General features: G+C 29.1%; 19 protein-coding genes and 1 pseudogene. 2 read left to right on the forward strand and 18 right to left on the reverse strand.

Features of this window, described 5'->3' with window-relative positions; all coding sequences use genetic code 11:
* Nucleotides 1–626, forward strand: a pseudogene (locus KQI68_RS05745) (IS30 family transposase); the annotation flags it as partial.
* Between the two features lie 95 nt (nt 627–721).
* Here KQI68_RS05745 and KQI68_RS05750 read toward each other — a convergent pair.
* The 13 genes from KQI68_RS05750 to KQI68_RS05810 all read right to left on the reverse strand — a co-directional run bounded on the left by KQI68_RS05750 (nt 722) and on the right by KQI68_RS05810 (nt 15,052).
* Nucleotides 722–1,792: a BMP family lipoprotein gene (locus KQI68_RS05750; RefSeq protein ID WP_216549179.1), complete on the reverse strand. Its 1,071-nt coding sequence runs from the start codon at nt 1,790–1,792 to the stop codon at nt 722–724.
* Nucleotides 1,793–1,939: 147 nt separating this feature from the next.
* Nucleotides 1,940–4,279: a phosphoenolpyruvate synthase gene (gene ppsA / locus KQI68_RS05755; protein WP_216549180.1), complete on the reverse strand. Its 2,340-nt coding sequence runs from the start codon at nt 4,277–4,279 to the stop codon at nt 1,940–1,942.
* Nucleotides 4,280–4,333: 54 nt separating this feature from the next.
* Nucleotides 4,334–4,867 (reverse strand): class IV adenylate cyclase, encoded by a 534-nt coding sequence (locus tag KQI68_RS05760; protein WP_216549181.1) that lies wholly within the window; start codon nt 4,865–4,867, stop codon nt 4,334–4,336.
* The gene (locus KQI68_RS05765) at nt 4,867–5,550 is read right to left on the reverse strand and encodes a metallophosphoesterase (RefSeq protein WP_216549182.1); all 684 of its coding nucleotides are present in this window, start codon (nt 5,548–5,550) and stop codon (nt 4,867–4,869) included. Before KQI68_RS05765 ends, KQI68_RS05760 begins: the two co-directional genes overlap by 1 nt.
* A gap of 7 nt (nt 5,551–5,557) precedes the next feature.
* On the reverse strand, nt 5,558–7,804 hold the full coding sequence (locus tag KQI68_RS05770) for an ATP-binding protein (RefSeq protein WP_216549183.1): 2,247 nt from the start codon (nt 7,802–7,804) through the stop codon (nt 5,558–5,560).
* Nucleotides 7,794–8,819, reverse strand: coding sequence for a metallophosphoesterase (locus KQI68_RS05775; protein ID WP_216549184.1), 1,026 nt, complete (start codon nt 8,817–8,819; stop codon nt 7,794–7,796). Before KQI68_RS05775 ends, KQI68_RS05770 begins: the two co-directional genes overlap by 11 nt.
* A gap of 67 nt (nt 8,820–8,886) precedes the next feature.
* Entirely contained in the window at nt 8,887–9,438 is a 552-nt protein-coding gene (locus KQI68_RS05780; protein ID WP_216549185.1) for an isochorismatase family protein, read from the reverse strand.
* Between the two features lie 10 nt (nt 9,439–9,448).
* Nucleotides 9,449–10,357 (reverse strand): 1-phosphofructokinase family hexose kinase, encoded by a 909-nt coding sequence (locus tag KQI68_RS05785; RefSeq protein WP_216549186.1) that lies wholly within the window; start codon nt 10,355–10,357, stop codon nt 9,449–9,451.
* 8 nt (nt 10,358–10,365) lie between these two features.
* A complete protein-coding gene (locus KQI68_RS05790; RefSeq protein WP_216549187.1) occupies nt 10,366–12,027 on the reverse strand; it encodes a phospho-sugar mutase in 1,662 nt (553 codons plus the stop codon).
* Between the two features lie 2 nt (nt 12,028–12,029).
* Nucleotides 12,030–12,500 (reverse strand): Cys-tRNA(Pro) deacylase, encoded by a 471-nt coding sequence (gene ybaK / locus KQI68_RS05795; protein WP_216549188.1) that lies wholly within the window; start codon nt 12,498–12,500, stop codon nt 12,030–12,032.
* 88 nt (nt 12,501–12,588) lie between these two features.
* A complete protein-coding gene (locus KQI68_RS05800; protein ID WP_216549189.1) occupies nt 12,589–13,380 on the reverse strand; it encodes a metal ABC transporter permease in 792 nt (263 codons plus the stop codon).
* Nucleotides 13,380–14,042, reverse strand: a complete 663-nt coding sequence (locus tag KQI68_RS05805; RefSeq protein WP_216549511.1) for a metal ABC transporter ATP-binding protein — start codon at nt 14,040–14,042, stop codon at nt 13,380–13,382. Before KQI68_RS05805 ends, KQI68_RS05800 begins: the two co-directional genes overlap by 1 nt.
* Nucleotides 14,039–15,052: a metal ABC transporter substrate-binding protein gene (locus tag KQI68_RS05810; RefSeq protein ID WP_216549190.1), complete on the reverse strand. Its 1,014-nt coding sequence runs from the start codon at nt 15,050–15,052 to the stop codon at nt 14,039–14,041. The genes KQI68_RS05805 and KQI68_RS05810 overlap by 4 nt, the downstream gene beginning before the upstream one ends.
* Before the next feature lie 110 nt (nt 15,053–15,162).
* Between KQI68_RS05810 and KQI68_RS05815 the strand changes: the two genes are divergently transcribed.
* The gene (locus KQI68_RS05815) at nt 15,163–15,576 is read left to right on the forward strand and encodes a Fur family transcriptional regulator (RefSeq protein WP_216549191.1); all 414 of its coding nucleotides are present in this window, start codon (nt 15,163–15,165) and stop codon (nt 15,574–15,576) included.
* Between the two features lie 173 nt (nt 15,577–15,749).
* Here KQI68_RS05815 and KQI68_RS05820 read toward each other — a convergent pair whose 3' ends face one another.
* The 5 genes from KQI68_RS05820 to dnaX form a co-directional block, all read right to left on the reverse strand.
* Nucleotides 15,750–17,045, reverse strand: a complete 1,296-nt coding sequence (locus KQI68_RS05820; RefSeq protein ID WP_216549192.1) for a GntT/GntP/DsdX family permease — start codon at nt 17,043–17,045, stop codon at nt 15,750–15,752.
* 137 nt (nt 17,046–17,182) lie between these two features.
* Entirely contained in the window at nt 17,183–19,063 is a 1,881-nt protein-coding gene (gene ftsH / locus KQI68_RS05825; RefSeq protein WP_216549193.1) for an ATP-dependent zinc metalloprotease FtsH, read from the reverse strand.
* A gap of 51 nt (nt 19,064–19,114) precedes the next feature.
* The gene (recR, locus tag KQI68_RS05830; protein ID WP_216549512.1) at nt 19,115–19,720 is read right to left on the reverse strand and encodes a recombination mediator RecR; all 606 of its coding nucleotides are present in this window, start codon (nt 19,718–19,720) and stop codon (nt 19,115–19,117) included.
* Entirely contained in the window at nt 19,720–20,061 is a 342-nt protein-coding gene (locus KQI68_RS05835) for a YbaB/EbfC family nucleoid-associated protein (protein ID WP_216549194.1), read from the reverse strand. The genes recR and KQI68_RS05835 overlap by 1 nt, the downstream gene beginning before the upstream one ends.
* An 8-nt stretch (nt 20,062–20,069) precedes the next feature.
* A complete protein-coding gene (gene dnaX / locus KQI68_RS05840) occupies nt 20,070–21,722 on the reverse strand; it encodes a DNA polymerase III subunit gamma/tau (protein ID WP_216549195.1) in 1,653 nt (550 codons plus the stop codon).
* Nucleotides 21,723–21,863: the final 141 nt, after the last annotated feature.

A 21,863-nucleotide genomic window follows, 5' to 3' on the forward strand; every position in this document is an offset into this window, starting at 1 on the left:
TTAAAACTATATATAATTGGCTTTATTCTGGTATTATAAATTTTAATATTACAAAGCTTAGAAGAAAAGCTAAGTCAAGGAAAGTAAAAGAAACAAGAGGAAGATTTAATATTGGAACTTCAATAAGAAAAAGACCTAAGCTGATAAAGAAAAGAGAAGAATTTGGTCATTGGGAATTAGATACGGTTGTATCATCTATAGGTAAAAGTAAAGGATGTTTAGCTACTTTTGTTGAAATGAAATCTAGGTTTTATATAGCAATACCTATGAAAGATAGAAGTAAGGATTCAATGTTAGAGGCAATGAAGAAATTGATATATCCACTCCCATAACAAGCCTTAAAAAGCTTCACAACTGATAGAGGGAAAGAATTTGCCTGCTATAAAGACATAGAAAACATGGGGATAGAATTCTATTTTGCAGATCCATACTCAGCTTGGCAAAGAGGGACTAATGAGAACTCCAATGGACTTTTAAGAGAATACTATTCAAAGAAAACAGATTTAGCAAAAATATCAGTTAATGAAATAATTAAAAATTTAATGGAGCTTAATAGTAGACCTAGAAAGCGTCTAAATTATCAAACTCCATTTGATGTATTTATGCACGAACTTAGTTTAATTTAAGTGTCGCATTATTATTTGCAATTCATAATTTATAATTAATCTTAATCACAATAAAAAAGTAGATGGGTTTTCCATCTACTCTTCTGTTTATAATCTTATTTATATTCGTTATAAGTTTCTTCATTATAAGGAACTTTAATTTCTCCGTCAATTATCTTCTTAGAGATTTCTTCTACGCTCTTTAAGATTTCTGGTTTAACATTTTTGTCTGATGTTGGTGCAATTCCTACTGCTCCTCCATCTGCAAGTCCAAATTCGATTGTCTTTCCACCTTCGAATTTTCCATCTTTCATTTCTTGTACTACTTCATATACTGCTACGTCAGCGTTTTTCATAGCTGATGTTAATACATTTTCAGGTGCAAGTGCATTTTGGTCTCTATCTACGCCAATTGCATATTTGCCAGCTTCTTTTGCTGCTTCAATAACTCCGTCTCCAGCTCCCCCTGCTGCGTGGAATACAACATCTGCTCCGTTTTGATACATTGTTGTTGTTATTGATTTACCTTTTTGTGCATCTGTAAAGTTGCCTACATATTGGCTAAGGATTTCAATTTCAGTTCCTTTTTCTTTAGCTGCGTAATCTACACCAGCTCTGTAACCATATTCAAATCCCCAAATGATGTTTCCTTCTTGTCCACCAACAAATCCTACTTTATTAGTTTCAGAAGTCATACCAGCGATATATCCAACTAAGAATGATGGTTCTTGCGCTCTAAACATGATTCCAAGTAAGTTAGATGGTGCTTCTGCTTGTCCGCCATTAGTTACGTCAACGTCTACTATTGCATAATTGATTTCTGGATATTGATTTGCTGCATCTGCTATTGCATCGCCCATTTTAAATCCAGCACCAACTATAAGATTTTTTTCTTGATCTGCAAAAGTTTCAAGATTTGGTGTATAGTCTTTTGAGTCTTTAGATTCTAGGTAATCTGCTTCAAGACCAAAATCAGTTTTTGCTTTGTCAAGTCCTTCCCAAACTCCTTGGTTGAAAGATTGGTCATTAACTCCACCTTCGTCAGTTACAAAACCTACTTTGATTTCAGATGTCGCTGCTGCATCTTTTGCTCCTTCAGCTGGTTTTGCTTCATTCTTTCCGCCTCCACATGCCACAAGCGTCATTGCAAGTGTTAGTACAGATAGTAAAGTGATTTTCTTTTTCATAATAAATAAATCCTCCTTTTTATTTTGATTAAATTATATAATATAATACGTATTAATTCAATTTATTATGTCAAAATAAATTTACTTTTGAATTTAAATGTGTATTTAATTTTACAAAAAAAGAGAGACCTAAGTCTCCCTTGTATTTTATAATTGTCTAAGTTTTTTTAATATTATTTTTTGTTCGACACTTGCTACTAGTCTTCTTGTGTACTCAACTGTGTCTGGATTTACAGACATTGATGTGATTCCACATTCTACTAAGAATTCTGCAAGCTCAGGATATTGACTTGGTCCTTGTCCACAAATTGAACAAGTTATGCCTTTTTTATTTGCAGCATCAATTATTGTCTTAAGTGCGATTTTAACTGCATCATTTCTTTCGTCAAAGTATCCCATGTTATTTAGAATTCCAGAATCTCTATCTGCACCCATTACAAGTTGAGTTAGGTCATTTGATCCAATTGAGAATCCATCAACTAATTCCGCAAATTCTTCCGCTTGAAGAACAACTGCTGGAACTTCTGCCATAATCCAAATCTTGAAGTTTTTAGATTGTACAAGCCCTTCTTCAGCCATAATCCCCTTAACAACTTTTAATTCTTCAGGAGTTCTAACAAATGGAAGCATTACAATTACGTTAGTAAGTCCATATTCTTCTCTTACTTTTTTAATTGCTTGGCACTCAAGTCTAAATCCTTCTTCATATTCAGGAGAGATATATCTTGAAACACCTCTCCAACCAATCATTGGATTTGCTTCAATTGGTTCAACTTCGTCTCCACCTTTTAGTCCTCTAAATTCATTAGTTCTAAAGTCACTTGTTCTAACAACTAAATTCTTTGGATAAATTGCTTGAGCAACTTTTGAAATTCCTTCAGCAAGTTTCTCAACCATGAAGTCTCCTTGTCCGTTTTTAACAAGATACATTGGGTGAGCGCCAAGCATATTTGTGAATATAAATTCTGTTCTCATAAGTCCAATTCCATCAATTGGTAGAGATTTATATTTTTCAATTAATTCAGGTTCTCCAAGGTTCATATAAATTTTAGTTGCAGTTGTAGGAGCAAAAAGATTTCTAAGTTCATCAAGATTTGCAATGCTTGATACTTCTTTGTTAGGAACTTTGCTATCTTCTTTTTCTTTTAAAACTTCCCCTTCGTATACAACACCTCTTGTAGCATCAACTGTAACTGTCATTCCATTTTTAAGACTCTTTGTCGCAGATTTAGCTCCAACTATACAAGGAATTTGAAGCTCTCTAGATACAATAGCAGCATGACAAGTTCTTCCACCTTCATCTGTTACTACTGCTGCACATTTTCTCATGGCAGGTACCATGTCTGGGTTAGTCATTCCTGTTACTAAGATATCTCCTTCTTCTACTAAATTAATTTCAGAGATGTCTTTTATTAATTTAACTTCTCCTCTTCCAATTCCTGGAGATGCTGGAAGTCCCTTTGCAAGAGTAACGAGTTTTTCTTCTTTTTTATCTCCTAAAGTAGTGATAGGTCTTGATTGTAAGAAATAAAATTCTTTTGTGTCTTTATCAAATCCCCATTCAGTATCTTGAACTGATCCATAAAGTTCTTCTACTTTTAATCCTCTTTCAATAAGTGTATTTAATTCTTCTTTAGAAAGAGCTTCAGCTGAAATGGCATCTTCTCCCAATACATCTTTAACCATTACAGTTTTTGTACCAACGCCATCTTCTCTTTTGATAACCATGTATTCTTTTTCGCTGATATTTTCTTCGATAACTTTTTTAGTTTTCTTATCTATTATATATTCATCTGGAGTAACAATTCCTGATACAACAGCTTCTCCAAGACCATAACTTGCGTTAATCATCATTTCATTAGTGTCATTATTTATAGGATTAGCTGTAAACATTACACCTGATTTTTCTGAGTTAACCATCTTTTGTATAACTACTGATAGAGCTACATCAAAGTGATCAAAGTTTTGCTTTTCTCTGTAGTAAATCGCTCTAGATGTCCAAAGTGATGCGAAACAATCTCTAATGTGATTTAATAATTCTTCTTCACCGCTAATGTGAAGATAAGTATCTTGTTGTCCTGCGAAAGATGCATCTGGCAAATCTTCTGCAGTTGCTGAAGATCTAACAGCTACTTCAGGATCTTTAACTCCTATGCTTTCTGAGAATTCTCTGTAAGCTCTTAAAATTTCTTCTTCAAGTTCTGGGTTAAAATCCTTTTCTTTAATTTTATTTTGAATTTCTTCAGATGCTCTTGTAAGTTCATCCACATCGTCAACATCTACTGCTTCCATTAAAAGTTTAACAACTTCGTCAAGTTCTGCGTATTTAATAAATTCTGTGTATCCACCTGCTGTTACACAAAATCCCGGTGGCACAGGAAGTCCAAAGCTAGTTAATTCCCCTAAATTAGCTCCTTTTCCTCCAACAATTCCAACATCATCCTTGCCAATTTCATTAAACCATTTAATATAATTATACTTAGACATATTATCCTCCTTTTTTACTACAAATATTATAACACATTAGTTAAATGTGATACACTATTTTTTAAAAGATTTTTTTAATTCTTGTATAGACATAGTTGAAATATTGTCTCTGTTGATTTTAAGCTCATCTACAAAATCGTATATTTCTTCTATTGAAGGTCCCTCTACTTCTACATATGGATTTGGATAAGTATGTTCATCCCATGTATCGATGTCAATTATAAGATTTTTATAAGTGTACTTCTTTCTGTTTTTATAACCCTTGTCGAATTTATCATAGTCTAGAAGTTCTAAAATTTTTATCAGTTCTTTTTCATCACTTATTTCAGTAGTGTGTTCTATATTATCTCTAACTTTTATATCAGAAATATTTTCTTTAAATGTGAAATACTTTTTAACTTCATCTCCTGATTTTGCAATTCTAATTCTAAGATAACCCTTCTTTTTATAAATCTTATGTGCTGTAGAATTTATGGTAATATTAATTTGATCTTCTTCTTTTATAAATTGTGCTCCAATTTCTTTTAATTTTTCTTCAAAATCATTTATGTCGATGTCTAATAATTTAACTTCTATTTCTCGTTCCATTATTCCTCCAAAACAATATCTAAATCAAAATTTAAAAAATCACTTGCTACAAATTGATATTCAACTCCAAGCATTTCTCCTTGAAATCTATATTTATGACCTTGTCCATGTAAATGGCCGTAGACACATTTTTCCACACCATAATCTGAAAGCATTTTTGAAAATTCATTAGGCTTAAAATCTTGATTAAAGGGCGGGTAATGAATCATTGCAATAATTTTTTTATTTTTTGCTTCTTTTAAAGAGTTTTCAAGTCTGATTACTTCTCTTAAATAAATCTTCTCATCATTTTCATTAAATTCAAAAGAATCGCGAGAAGCCCATCCTCTTGTGCCACAAATTGAATAATCTTTGTACTCGAATGAATTGTTAAATAAAAATTCAATGCTTTCAAAACCCAAGTTATTCATCTTATTTAAAGACGACCACCAATAATCATGATTTCCTTTTGAAATAATCTTCTTCCCTGGAAGATTATCAATTCTTTTCAAATCATCTATTGAATCTTTTAATTTTAAAGCCCAAGATATATCTCCAGGAAGTAGAACTAAATCTTCTTCATTAATCCTTTTTTTCCAATTATTAATTATTTTTTCTTCATGGTCTATCCAATTTTCGCCAAATACATCCATAGGTTTTTCTTTTGAATAATCAAAATGTAAATCTCCTATTGCATATATCATATACACCTCAAATATTTATTAAATTATAATTCCTATTCATTTTATTTAAAATTTCAATTTCTCTTTTAGTACTTGTGAAAATAATAGTCTGATTATTTTCTCCCAAAATCGAAAGAGTGTTATAAAGTCTATTGTCATCATAGGAATCAAAGTGACTGTCTAAAATAATAGGTATATTTTTATCTGATATTATTTTAGAAATAGATAATCTAAATGATAAATAAATTTGGTCAATTGTTCCTATGCTTAGACTACTTAAATCTACATAATCATTAAGATCATTGTCATAGATTTTAATATTAAATTTATCGTCAATTAAAATCTCATCATACTTTGAATCTGTGATTTGAGAAATTATTTTTTCAATATTATTTTTAATTGCAGGAAGACTATCTTCTCTTCTACTTTTCATAAAACTTTTAAGTTTAGAAATTGAAAATTCTAACACTTCTTTATTATGTTCTAATTTCTCAAGTCTTCTATTTAATTCATAGGACTTTTCTTTTAAGCTTCTGTACTTTGAAAGAGAATCTTCTAATGCACTTAAAACACCTTCTAAGTTAGAAATTTCTAGATTCTCGTTTCTAATTTTATTCTCTATATCAGAAATATCACTTTCTTGATAAATTTCGCCACCTAAGTCTTCTCTTGATAAGTCCTTAATTTGTAGTTTGATATTATTTATCTCATTTATTGAAGCATCTTTAAAATCATTAAATTTATTTTTGAATTCAGAAATATTATTTACTCCATATTTATCAAAAATATAATAAATTTCATCTTCAAATTCTTTAATTTTATTTTTTGTATCGATTAATTCTTCCCGATTTCTGTCTTCAACAAGTTTATTAAATTCTTTTTTACTTAATCGTTTCACATTTTCCAATCTATTATTCTCAAGAATCTGAGAAAGTTCTGTTGTATTTGAAACATTGTATTTATTATAAAGAATTTCAAATTCTCTATCATATTTCTGTTTTTCTAAAGTTTTTTCAACTGATTTTTTCTTTAGTATAACTAATTTGTTTTTTAGCCTATTTTGCAAATCTCTATTTTCTCTATATCTCAATACTCTAAAATATGAATAAGTAAGAGGGATTAGAGATAGAATTATAAAAAAATAATTTTTAAAGTAAATTGATAAAACAATTATTAAGACAGAAAGTAAAAATGAAGATATTATTTTTAATAAATAAAAATTTCCATTATTTTTTATATTAACTAGATCTGATGAAATAATTTCCATTTCCTTAGAAAAATTATCTAAATTTAATTCATTAAGTCTGTCATTAATATTTCTAAAATTTATATAATCTTCTTCATAGTCAGTTTCATCTGAAATAAACTCATCATCATTATCAATCATGAGACTATCCAATTTATTAAGGTAAAATCTGATTAATTTATTTAATTCAATTGCTCTATCGTAATCCTCGTAATTTAACTCATCCTTAATGTTCTTATCTTCCAAAGTTTTTAATTTTTCTTTTAAATTTTGAAGTTCAAATAATTTTCTTCCTCTTAAATTATCTTTCAATTCATTAAGTCTTTGATTCTTTTTATTAAGTTCATCTAAAACTTCATTATATTTATCTCTTATATGAACTAAACTAGATGATTCATTATTAATCTTATCAAGTTCTGAATAAAGTCTTCCAATGTCTGAAGTCTTTCTCTTATTAGTACCTAATTTATACAAATCTTCTTCCATTTTTTCCAAAACTTTATTGTAATTAAAGTTTTCATTTGATGAGACAGAAAAGTTATCTATTCTTTGTTTTAGTTCATTAGCTGCATCTTCCTCAACTTGTGAAAGTCTTTGAGATAAAAAGAAACTCGAACAATACATTTTTCTATTTATATCAAAAAATAAAGCTCCCGGCTGAGGAATTCGCGAGTATTCATATAATTTGTCTGAATCTGTTAATTCTTCGCCTTTGTATATATCTAAAATATTTAAAGTATCATTTTCAAAATCACGAGAAATTCGATAATCTTTTTTACCATCTGAAAGATTAATATAACCTTTATATAAATTTGAATTCCATGGTTTTGATTTATCGTAAATATCATCCTTAATTTTCTTTTTTAAAGAATCTTTGCTAAATCCATAAAAAATTCCATCTATAAAATTAACTATAGTAGACTTTCCGCCCTCATTTTCTCCATAAATTATATTTAAACCATCTTCAAGATGAATTATTTTATCTTCAAACTTTCCAAAATTTAAAAGTCCAAATTCATTAAATTTCATAGTACTGCTCCAAAATATAATCTTTAATCATATTTTTTGATTCTAATTCCAATTCAGAATTACTGAAGCTATTGAAAAAATCATTTAAATAATCTTCACTCTTTATAATTTCATCTAATGATACTGCTGGCTTTAAATTATTTTTAATTTCAAAATAAAAAGCCTTAATATTATTATTAAGAAAGCTTTCTACTTCCATAAAATTATTATGGTTACCATTAAGTATTATTCTATAAAGATTTTTATCATTTATGTCACTCTGAATATTACTTAAAATATCATTTAAATTCATATTTTTATCAATATCAACTGGTAATTTTATAAATTCTCTCTCACTAAAATTTACAAAATCAGCTTCTTTAGTATCTGTATCAAAAACTATTCCGCCTCTTGGACCTTCATCTTTAAAAGAGAGTGGTATTATAGATCCGCCATAGTAGACATTTTTTAAAATTCTTTGTCTTTTATGAACATGACCAAGTGCAACATAGTCAAAATCTTTTAACTCATCTAAATTTAACATTAAATATCTTTCATCGTTAAAATCATTGTGAAATAATCCAATATTAATATAATTTTTATCAAGCTCTGGCATCTCAAAATTTTTCAAAAAGCTAAAATTATTGTAAGATACTCCATAAATTCTAGTATTAAGTTCTTCCATTTCATAAAAACTAAGTTCACTGTTAAAAATATACAAATTCTCTGGAAGCTTTACTTTTCCAAAAATATTGTCATTTGACATATAGTCATGGTTCCCAAAAACTATAAATACCTTAGCAGAAATATTTTTTATAATATCAAATAATCTATTTAAATCTTTTAGATTAAAAAATTCTTTTTCAAATAAATCTCCTGAGATTAAAAAAATCTCTGCCTTAATTTTATTAGAATACTCAGAAGCCTTAACAAGTGCTTTCCAAGTATCTTCTAATAATATATTTGAAATTTCTAGGGGCAGTTTTCCCTTGTAAAATCTTTTTAAATGCAAATCTGAAATGTGAATTATTTTCATTTTATCACCAAAAATATTATATCACAGAATGGAATTAAAAAAGAGCTTCCTCCTTGGAAGCCCCTTGTCAAATTATTAATTTTTGTAGAGTTTTAAATTCGTCTGTTCCAGCAACTCCTGCTAGATCAAATAAAACTGATTCAGTATTTGTAATTACTGCACCCATTTCTCTTAGTTGTTCGATTCCATTTTTAGAATTTTTTTCTGTTCTTGAACCAATTGCATCTTCTACTAAAAATACTTCATAGCCATTTTCAAGAAGTGATCTAACTGATTGAAGAACACAGATATGAGATTCCATGCCACAAACTACAAATTGTTTTTTATTTAGTCTTTTTATTTCTTTTAAAATTTCTTCATCATCACATATATTAAAGGAAAGTTTTCCAAATTCTTCTTTTTCTTCTAAAGGCTTTTTAATTTCTTCGTTAGTATAGCCAAGTCCCTTTGGATATTGAACAGTGAAAAGTGATTCTGCTTCAATAATTTTTGCAACATTTGAAAGTACAGTTGCATTTTTTACTATCTCTTCTTTGTTGTACATTGCCTTTAAAAGTTTGTCTTGAATATCAATAAAAGTAAAAACAACGTCTTCACGATTTAATTTAAAATTTTTCAAATTTGTCCTCCTATATTTCTTCAACTATTACACTATTCATTAATTTTTTAATGTAACTCATGTCAATTTCTTCTTGCTCTTTAAAATTTTGCCAAACTCCGCTGGCAATTAAAAGTTTCATTGACGTTATAAAATCATATTCCCTATCTAAAGCTATTGAAAGTCCTGCAATTGATAGATCAGTATTAAAATCATCTAAAATTTCATTTATTCCGAATTTTTGCTTATCAAGATAGGCTCTATAATTTTTATCTTCAGTTGAAATAATTGTAAATCTCTTACTATTTGCTACGACAATTTTAGTCCCCATTTTTAAGAACTTTTTATTAAATTCAATTACTTCGCCAGTGTAATTTATTTTTCTTTTTTCTTCAATATCATTTTTATCATAAACTAAAATATAAGGATTTGATCTTTCTATTTCAGTTAAATCAGAAGTATTTACAATAACTTTAGTATTATTTTTATAGCAAATCTTTACAAGTTTTTCATAAAGAGATGAATCAAGCCCTGTTAAATCAATTTTTGGAATCACAGCAATACTATTGTTGTAAAGGGTTCTTTCAAAGGAATTTAAAATCTCTGCTCTGTCTTCCATTGTAATTCTAGGCTCTTTAGTTCTATATCTCATCTGAGACTTATCTGAATCTATTACAACTTCCTCAATATTGTCATCTTTTAAATTAATTGGAGTAATATCAATCCCAAGTTTTGAAAGATTAAGAGCAATTTCTCTACCAAGTTTATTTCCCTTAAGCATAAAAACTTCGCTTTCAACTCCAAGAGCTCTAGTAAAAAATGACATATCAATTCCGTGACCAGAAGGATAAAATTTAGAGTTTATAATCTCTTCTTTTTCAGAATCATCTAATTTGTATTCTCTTACAATTTTTGGATTAAAATCACAAAATAATATCATTTTTCACCTCATTTTTTTATTTTACTTAAAACAACTTTCTCTATAGTTTTAATTTTTTCTTTTGCACTTTTTTCATCAGCAGATACTGCATAAGCATAAATTTTCAATTTTGGCTCTGTACCCGAAGGTCTTAGTGCAAACCATGTTTCTTCATCAAAATAGAATTTTAGTAAATCTTGGGGACTTTCAGGATCATCTATAAAGTCTTTTTTCTTATAAATCTGTCCAATTTCAGAAAAATCATCTTCTTGCCTAAATTTATTCATTATTTCTTTCATCTTAGAAGATCCGTCTTTTCCTTCAAAATAAATTGAATCTAAATATTCTTCAAAATAACCATATTCATCATATATTTCTTTTATATAATCTTTAATTTTTAAATTTTTCTTTTTTAAATATCCAGCAAGTTCTGCAATAATCATTGTAGTTATAATTGCGTCCTTGTCTCTAATATGGTTACCAATACAGTATCCTATAGATTCTTCATAGCCGTAGATAAATCCTCTTTCTCCAGTTTCTTCCCAAATATTTGCAACATTACAGATATTTTTAAAACCAGTGAGAGTTTCTACAAGTTCAACACCGTAAGACTTTGCAATTTTCTTAATTAAATCTCCAGTAACTACTGTCTTTACAATACCATAATTTTCTAAATGTCTTCCTCTATCTTTAAGTCTATCAAGGATAAATTTGCCCAAGATAAAACCCATTTGATTTCCTGTGATTTGTAAGATTTCTTCATTATTTTCAAGAACTGCTACTCTATCAGAATCAGGATCAGTTGCTATAATTAAATCTGCATTTACCTCTTCTGAAAGTTCGATTGCCCTGTCAAATGAATTTATATCTTCTGGATTTGGATTTTTAACATTTGTAAAATCAGGATCTGGATTTTCTTGTTCTCCAACTACATGTACATTTTTAAATCCCCTTAAATCTAAAATATGTCTAACATATTTATTGCCACAGCCACTTAGTGGTGTATAAACTATATTTAAATCTTTATCTATATCATCAGTCAAGCTGTGTTTTAAAGTTTCTCTAAAATATGATTTCTTTACTTTATCGTCAATAAATTTTATACTTTCGTATTCATTAATTTTCTTTAAACTATTAAAATCATAATTTAATATGTCGATTTCTCTTGATTTTTCTTCTATTTTATCAGCTACATCAGATAAAATTTGTGAACCTTTATCCCAATATAATTTAAACCCATTGTAATCTTTTGGATTGTGTGATGCAGTAATCATTATTCCAGCTTGAGTTCCAAGATATCTAATTGAATACCCTAAAATTGGAGTCGGAACAATTCCTGGAAATAAGTATACAGTTATATTATTTTCTGCAAGTATTTTTGCTGTTAGAATTGAAAACTCATAGGAAAAATGTCTAATATCTCTTCCAATTACAACACCTTTTTTCTTTGCATCTTCTCCAAGTTCTTCTATTACTTGCGATAGTGCTAGGGCAGTTTTTCCAACTGTCAAATAATTCATTCTATTAGTTCCAGCTCCTACTATACCTCTAAGACCTGCTGTACCAAACTCTAAATCTTTATAAAATCTATCTTCAATTTCTTCTTCAGATTTAATGTTTTTAAGTTCATTCTTTAAAGTTTTATTTACACTTTCACTTTCAAGCCATTTGTTATAAATATCCTTATACATAATTACTCCTTTTTTATATCTGCAAAACTGCCATCTATAGCTTCTATAAGGGATTTTGGATTGACTTTAATTTGCATTCCAACTTTTCCACCACTTACATAAAAAAAGTCAAAATCTTCAGCTGAGCTGTCTATAAAAGTTTTAAAAGATTTTTTCATTCCAACAGGTGAACATCCTCCATGTACATATCCCGTAAGTGGAAGTAATTTTTTCTGAGGAATCATTTCAATTTTCTTGGAATTAGATACTTTTGCTGCCTTCTTTAAATCAAGTTCACTAGAAGCTGGTACTACAAAAACATAATTTTCTTCTTCTTTTGATTCAGTAACTAGTGTTTTAAAAACTCTATTCCTATCTTCTCCAAGATTATCAGCAACTTCTATTCCACTAATTCCTTCATCTTTTGAATATTCTATAATTTCAAAATCTACATTTTCGTTTTCCAAAATTCTCATAGCATTAGTCTTTTTCATGTCATCACCTATGTATTAATTTTACCCCAAATTTTAAATATATTCATCTTAATTTATTATACTACAAAAAAAGAGCAGGAAACCCTACTCATCTTCTCTTAAATATTAATAAAATTACTAGAAATAATACACCAATTAATACAATAGTTCCTCCAGGTTTAAGTCCTATATAAAAAGAAATAAATAAACCAAGGATTGTAAAAAGAACACCAAAAACTGATGATAAAATTGTAGTTTTTAAATATCCCATTCTAAATTGCATTGCACATGCGACTGGTATAACCATTAATGATGAAATAATTAAAATTCCAACAGTTCTTGCTGATACAGAAATTGTGACTGCTATAAGAATCATAAATATTAAATTTACTCTATCTACATTAATCCCTGAAAGTCTCGCTGAAGATTCATCAAAGGAAATATACATAAGATCCTTAAATAAGTAAGTAAATAAAATAAATACAATGGCAGAAACTATTAATATTAAATAAAAATCAAATTCAGGAATTGCAATAATTGATCCAAATAAATAAGATTCAAAATTTGCTGATTTTTTTACAAATCCTGATAAAATCGAAGCAAGTCCAATACCTGTACTCATTAAAATGGCACTAGACATCTCTTGATATCCTGGAAATCTAGTTCTCACAAACTCTAAAAATAAAGATCCTATTATACATAAAAATATTGCTCCAAGAACAGGAGAAGTTGAAGTCATTAGCCCAAGCATGACTCCTGCAAGTGAAACATGAGATAGTGCATCTCCTATTACTGAAATCTTTTTATTAACAACTACAATTCCCATAAAAGGTATTATTATAGAAACTGCTATGCCTACAATTAAGGCTTTAATCATATAAGAATATTCAAAAATCGACATTATTTCACTTCCCATATCTTTTTATCTTTTATTTGATAAATCTTATTTACATTTTCTTCAACTTCTTCAAGGTTATGTGTAATCATTAAAATTGTAATTCCATGAGATTTATTAATGTGATTTAATAATTTGAATAATGATTTTTTTGAATCTTTATCAATACCTGTCATTGGTTCATCAAGCACTAGAAATTTTGGAGTGGCAACAAGAGTCTTTGCAATTAAAACTCTTTGTCTTTGACCACCACTTAAAGCAGTGTATAAATTATTTGAAAAATCTTTCATTCCAACTAAATTTAGTGCTGAATAAATTTTCTCTTTATCAACATCATCAAGTTTTCTAAATCCTTTATTTTTAGGATAAAGTCCAAGTGATATGAGTTCAAAAACAGTTATTGGAAATTCTAAATTAGAAGAGATAGTTAATTGTGGAACATAACCAATACCTGCATATCCATTTTCCGTATAAATTTTGATTTCACCTTCAAGTGGTTTTAACTGATTTAAAATTAACTTAATCAACGTTGATTTTCCAGCTCCATTAGAGCCTATAAGAGCGACATAGTCGCCCTTATATACATTTAAATTTATATTTTCTAGTACTAATTCACTATTATATTTAAAACTTAGATCTTTTATTTCAAGCAGAATTTTATTATTTATTTTAACGCACCTACTAAATTTTCTAGATTTTGTTCCATAATGCTAAAGTAATCTTCATTTGACTTAATTTGTTCATCACTTAAACCTTCAATTGGAGAAAGAACTTCAACTTTAGCTGCAGTTTCTGAAGCTATGATTTCTGAAACCTTAGGATCAATTAATTCTTCTGTAAAAATTGTAGTGATATTATTCTCTTTTATATAATCAATAATTTCAGCCATTTTCTTAGCATCTGGTTCTGTTTCTGCATTTACTCCTTGAATTCCAAGTTGTTCTAAACCATATTCATTGCATAAATAACCATAGGCTTCATGACTAACTACAATTTTATTGTCCTTTAAATCTTTAAGATTATCTCTATATTTTGCATCTAGATCATCTAACATTTTAGCATATTTTTCATAATTTGCTTCATAATATTCTTTATTTTCTTCATCCATTTCAATTAAAGCATTTTTTATATTTTCCATTTCAATTTTTGCATTCTTTGGAGATAACCAAACATGTGGATCTGGTCCATTGCCGTGATTATGTTCATGATGTTCTTCATGATTGTGGTCATCTATGGTTTCATTGTGATTATTTCCTTCATGATGTTCGTGTTCTTCATCTTCGTGATCATGATCGTGGCTATGAGTTGCTTCTATATAATTTATGCCCTTTGAAGCTTCCACTGCTATTAAATCATTGGAAAGTGATCCAAGAACTTTATCAACCCAATGCTCAAGACCTGCACCATTGTAGATAAATAAATCAGCATTTTCTAATGATTTAATTGCATCTTGATCCGGCTCCCAATCATGTGGTTCTGTTCCATTTGGCATAATCATTTCTACATCTACCTTATCTCCAGCTATTTTTTTTGTAAAATCATAGATGGGATATACAGATGCATATACCTTTGGTAAATTTTCTTTTGAAGTTTTATTAACTTCTTTTGTATCTTTTGAACAAGCTGTAAATAATGTTAATACAGCAAAAATCATAAATAATTTAAATAATTTTTTCATAAGTCCTCCTTAACAATAATGATTTCCATTAACTATTATAGCACTTTTATATTTTATTTAAAGTAAAATATAAAATTTTTCTGATATAATTAATTTAATAGGGGGTTATTATGAAAGATTTTGAAAAATTACTAAGGGATAATAATTTAAAAATAACTAAAGGTAGACTTGCTATTCTAGAACTTTTACACCAATCTAAAATTCCAATGAACACTGAAGAAATATTTGCTGAAGTTGATAAGGAAGAACTTCCTAGCTTCACTTCCCTTTATAGAATATTAAATCAATTGACTGATGTTGGAATAATTGAAAAGAATTTATATCAAAATGGACTTTTGTATTACGAACTAAGAGATAAAAAACATAAACACTATATAATTTGTGAAAAGTGCGGAAAAATTTCCGCCATCGAAAATTGTCCTATCTCTGATTTTGAAAAAGAAGCTTCAATTGAAACTGGCTATATTGTCGTAGATCATGTCATAGAACTTAAGGGAATTTGTCCTGATTGTCAAAATAAATAATTCCACATTATGAAATTAGATTCGTATTATAAAATATTTCTTTACTTTTTATATTTAAAGGTTATAATATAAGTAGTGAATTAATATTATTATATTATTTTGCTAAGCTTTACTTATATGTTTCAGCAAAAGAAAAGAGACTTCTGTCCACCCCGCAGAAGTCTCTTTTACTTTTATAAAATTGTAGTTAAAAATCCACCAATGATTATAAGTGGTATTCCAAAGAATGAAAACTGTGGAATACATGTATCTTTGATGTGATCATGTTGTCCATCAACAGAAAGACCAGATGTTGGCCCAAGAGTTGTATCAGATGCAGGTGAACCTGCGTCTCCACAAGCTGCTGCTACAGTAACAAGTAAGATTGTAGCCATAGTTGAATATCCAAGTGACATTGCTATTGGAACATATATCGCTGATATAATTGGAACTGTACCAAAGGAAGTACCAATACCAAGTGTGATTAAAAGTCCAAGTAAAATCATTACATAAGAAGCAATAAGTTTTGATCCTCCAAGTAAAGATTTAGCAACTTCAACTAATTCATTTACAGCACCTGATTTGATAACTACATTTGCATATCCTGCAGCTATTAGCATTACAAATGCAATAAAGCCCATCATTGCAATACCGCCATCAAGCATCTTTTGCATATCATCCCATTTTATTACTCTAGTAACAACTATAAAAATTAGTCCAACTAGTGCTCCAAGAGGTAGTGAATTAGTTAATACTTGTACTACTACTGTTATTACTCCTGATAATAGAACGAATATATGTCTTCTTTCTAATTTTTCAGAAATATTTTCATTTTTATCAACTTTTTTAATTTCATATTCTCTGTCTCTAGAAAATAAAATCAATCCACATATAAGTCCTCCCAGCATAATAGCTGCAGCAATCCAGTTTGTTCTAATTACATCAGAACCTGTGATTTCTAAACCAGATGATTTAAATGAATCCACGATAAGTCCGTGAAAAATTGCTCCATAACCTATTGGAAGCATAATATAAGGTGCCTTTAATCCAAATCCAAAAGATACTGCCAACATTTTTCTATTCATTTTCATTTTATTCATAATAGAAATTAGTGGTGGTATTAAAATTGGTATAAAAGCAATATGAATTGGTATAATAGTTTCAGCAATTACAGAAATTATTACAATAATTACGCATAATAAAAATTTATTATCTTTAACTAGATGACTAATTTTTTTAGCCATTATTGCCGCTGCTCCAGTTTCTTCCATACAATAAGCAAGAGAACCTAAGAGAATATAGCTTAGAGCAGTTTCAGCATTATCTCCCATTCCTCCAATTAAATAAGTCATAGTATCTGTAATACCTAACCCTGCGATTAATCCTGCAGAAATTGCAGAAATCATTAGTGCGAAAAATACTGGCACTTTTAATACACATAGAGTTGCCAAGATAATTACAGAAAGTACAACTGCATTTGAAAATATCATTTTCTTCTCCTTTAATTAATTCCTTTTTGTACTTACATATTACATTATAAAGGTTTTCATGAATAATTAAAATAAAAAAATAAGATTTCGCATTATGTTAGCAAAATCTTATTTTAAAATTTGACTTTAATTTCTTTTTAATTTTCTATTTCTATATCTTTTTGTGTTTCAGTCTCTTGGTTTTCTTCATATTGTTTTAAAAGATCCATGAACTGTTCTCCAGTTATCGTCTCTTGTCTTAAGAGATATTCAGAAATTGCATGAAGAGCTTTAATATTTTCTCTTAAAATTTTTCTGGCTTCGTTATGAGCGTCATCAATAATTTTTTGAACAGCTTCATCAATTTCATATTGAGTTTGCGGAGAACATTGAAGTGAACTATCTCCTCCAAGATAAGCATTAGTCATAGATTCTAGTGCAACAAATCCAAATTCATCTGTCATACCAAATCTTGTGACCATTGCCTTTGCAATTTTTGTTGCCTTTTCAATATCATTTGATGCACCACTAGTTCTGGTGTTAAAAATTATTTCTTCAGCTGATCTTCCACCAGTTAAAGTTACAATATTATTTATGGCATCTTCCTTAGACATTAAGAATTTTTCTTCTTCATCTACTTGCATTGTGTAACCAAGTGCTCCAGAAGTTCTAGGAATAATTGTAATCTTGTGAACTGGAGCTGATCCTTTTTGCTTTGCCGCTACCAAAGCATGCCCTACTTCGTGATATGCAATAATTCTCTTTTCTCTTGGAGATATAACAGCATTTTTCTTTTCATATCCAGCAAGAACTACTTCAACAGATTCTTCTAAGTCTCTTTGACTCATTTTATCTCTGCCTTCTCTAACTGCTCTAAGTGCTCCTTCATTTACCATATTGGCAAGATCAGCACCACTTGCTCCAGCAGTTGCTCTTGCAACTTGTTCATAGTCAATATTTTCTTCTTTAGTGATTTTCTTTGCATGAACTTTTAGTATTGCAATTCTTCCTGCTAAATCTGGAAGCTCTACTGGTATTCTTCTGTCAAATCTTCCTGGTCTTAGAAGAGCCGGGTCAAGGGAATCAGGTCTATTTGTCGCAGCAAGTATTACAACACCTGCTCTTGCGTCAAAACCATCCATTTCTGATAGTAGTTGATTTAGAGTTTGTTCTCTTTCATCATTTCCTGAAATTCCAACGCCATCTCTCTTTTTACCAATTGTGTCAATCTCATCGATAAAAATAATACAAGGTGCTTTTTCTTCAGCCTGTTTAAATAAATCTCTAACCTTTGCAGCACCTAAGCCTACAAACATCTCAACAAAGGCTGAACCTGAAATTGAAAAGAATGGAACTTCTGCTTCGCTGGCAACTGCCTTTGCAAGAAGAGTCTTTCCTGTTCCTGGAGGACCAACTAATAGTGCTCCTTTAGGAAGTTTTGCACCAATTTTTGTATATTTTTTTGGATTGTGCAAAAAGTCTACAAGTTCCGAAAGAGCTTCTTTGGCTTCTTCTTGCCCTGCCACATTTTCAAATTTTATACCATCAGTTGATTCCACATAAATTTTTGCTCCACTTTTGCCAAAATTCATAGGGCCAACATCACCCATTTTATTAAATACAACTTTTGATAAAATCCACCATGCAGCAACAAAAATGAATATTGTTCCAAATGTGGAAATTAAAAAAGAAACAAAAGGATTTAATTCTGGTTTTAAAACTTGAGCACTTTTAACATTTTTATTGACAAGTCTATCAACTAAATTAGGATCATACATCCTATTTGTAACATATTTAGTCTTTTCCCCTTTTTCTTCAGCTTCAAATGCTATCGTCTTGTCCTTGACTTCAACTTTATTAACTTCTCCACTATTTACCATATTTACAAAACTTACATAGTCAATTTCTTTTATATCTTCTTCCTTAGTAATTCTAGGAATTAAGACTATGGCAATTGTGTAAAAGATAAATATTGCTAGAATAACATAAAGAATTGTGGGAATATATTTTTTAAAATTGTTATTGTCCTTTTTAGACAAATTTCCTCCCCCTTTTGTATAGAAAAAAATTTTGGGGACAAACCCCAAAAATTAATCTAATTTTCTTCTATTTTGAATTGCTGTTGAAATAGTTATTTCGTCATAATATTCCAAATCTCCACCAACAGGTAAACCATATCCAATTCTAGAAATAATTAAATCATCATATTTTTCTAAGATATTTTGAATATATCTTGCAGTTGTATCACCATCAACTGTTGGATTAGTTGCAACAATAACTTCTTTGACATTACCATTTTCAATTCTTTTTAAAAGCTGATTAATAGTAACATCTTCTGCTGTCTTTCCCTTAAGTGGTGAAATAACTCCATGAAGCACGTGATACTTTCCTCTAAAGCTTAGAGATCTTTCCATAGCTTCAACATCTTTTGGACTTTCAACTACGCATATTATTGAATCATCTCTAGAATTATTAGAGCAAATTTCACAAGGATCGCTATCAGCATAATTCATACAAATCGAACACTGCTTAGTGTCTTTTTTTGCTCTGATAATAGAATTTGCAAGATCTGCAACTTCAACATCTTCCATTTCTATGATATGGTATGCAAGTCTTTGAGCAGTTTTGGAACCTATGCCCGGCAGTCTATTTAATTTTTTAATTAAATCTTCAATTGGTCCTATTTCTTTATTCATCATAGACCTGGAATATTAAGTCCGCCAGTTAATTTTCCCATTTGTGAGCTCATTTTTTCTTCAGCATTTCTAGTTGCTTCATTAATTGCAGCTACAATAAGATCTTCTAACATTTCAACATCATCTGGATCAACAACTTCTTTGTCAATTTTCACAGAAATTAATTCTTTATTTCCATTAACAGTTGCAGTTACAGCTCCGCCACCTGCACTAGCAGAAATTTCTTGACTTTGAAGATTTTGTTGCATTTCTTCCATTTGTTTTTGAAGCTTTTCAACTTGCTTCATCATATTATTTCTTCCGCCTCCGCCTGGGAAGCCGTTAAATCCACCTCTAGCCATATTTCCTCCTAAATATCTATAATATTTTCTTTTCCAAAAATTTCTTCTAATTTATCTGGTTTCTTATCAATACTAAATGAAGAATCTCCATTTTTGACTCGTACTTCAATATCTCTACCATAAATTAATTTTAATTCATCTGAAATCTTATCAATATTTTCTTTTTTATTAAAAACTTCATAATAGAAAGAATTTTCTTTGCTAAAATTAAATACAAGTGTGCCATTAGAAAAATTTTCTATATCTGCTTTTTCTATGATTCCCGCCAATCCAATTTCTTTTTTAGACTTTAATTCGTCTATTATTTTTGGAAAGTCATTTTTAATTTTATTTAAGTCTAAATTTTCTTTAGAAACCTCATTAGATTCTTTGGTTGAAACTTCTTTAATTATATCAGATTGCAGTGAATTTTCAATTGGTCGAGCTTCAACTTCATGCTCAATATTTAAAGTATCATTAATTTTGTTATTAACAGGAATTTCATTAACAACTGGATAAACTTTTTTAGTAACTAAATTTTCAGTTCCAATATTATTTATTTTATCTTCTAGATTTTTAATTTTTCCAAGTATATCGTCACCATTATTTCTGTTGCAGATTTTAATACAGTTCATTTCAAAAATTATTCTCTTATTATCTGCATATTTTATTTCATTTGTAATTTCTTTTAGCAAATCAACTATTACGATAAGGTCCTCAAGGTCCGATCTTCCTGCTAGAGAACTAAAATCTTTAATATAAGTTGAAAACACAATTTTTTCAGGATTTTTTAAAGTTTTTACTAATATTAAATCTCTAAAATGATTAAGGATTTGAGAAGTTAATGTTGTAAAATCTACTCCTTCTCTAAAAATTTCATCAATTGTATTTAGAGATTTATTTATATCTCTAGCAATTAATGCTTCTGAAAGTTCAAACAATAAATCCGATGAAGATATTCCAAGAATTTCCATAGCATCTTTTGTTTCAATATGATTTTTATCTAGAGTTAAAAGTTGATCCAGTACTGATAGTGCATCTCTCATAGCTCCATCTGAACTTTTTGCTATTAATGAATAAACATCATCATCGCAAGACTTTCCTTCAAGTTTTGTAATTTCTTTTAGATGATTTTCAATAACATCTGAAGGAATTCTTTTGAAGAAAAACTTTTGAGATCTAGATAAAATTGTAGCTGGAATCTTTTCTAGTTCAGTTGTAGCCAATATAAAGATTAAATGTCTTGGTGGCTCTTCAAGAATTTTTAAAAGTGCATTGAAGGCTCCCTTTGAAAGCATGTGAACTTCATCTATTATATAAACTTTGTATTTTAAAGAAGTTGGAGGATACACAACTTTTTCTTTAAGTTCACGTATATCGTCAACTCCATTGTTACTTGCAGCATCCATCTCTACTACATCAAGAACTGATTCATTTAAAATTTTTTTACAATTTTCACATTCATTACAAGGATTTCCATCTTTAGGATTTAAGCAATTAACTGCTCTTGAAAAAATTTTCGCAGCAGATGTTTTTCCTGTTCCCCTTGTACCTGAAAATATATATGCATGAGATATTTCATTGTTTTTTACTTGATTTTTTAACGAAGCAACTACTGCTTCTTGTCCACACATTTCATCAAATGTCTTGGACCTATACTTTCTATAAAGTGCTTTATACATTTTCTCACCTGTATTAATTATACATTAAATCATATTATATTAAATTAATTTTATATATTTTTCCAAAAATCTTTAACATCATCTTCACATAATTTTCACAACGAAAGACTATCATATAGTCATAAAAGAAACAAATGGTTT

Origin of the sequence: Peptoniphilus ovalis, assembly GCF_018919265.1 — a bacterium.
Lineage (GTDB): Bacteria > Bacillota > Clostridia > Tissierellales > Peptoniphilaceae > Peptoniphilus_A > Peptoniphilus_A ovalis.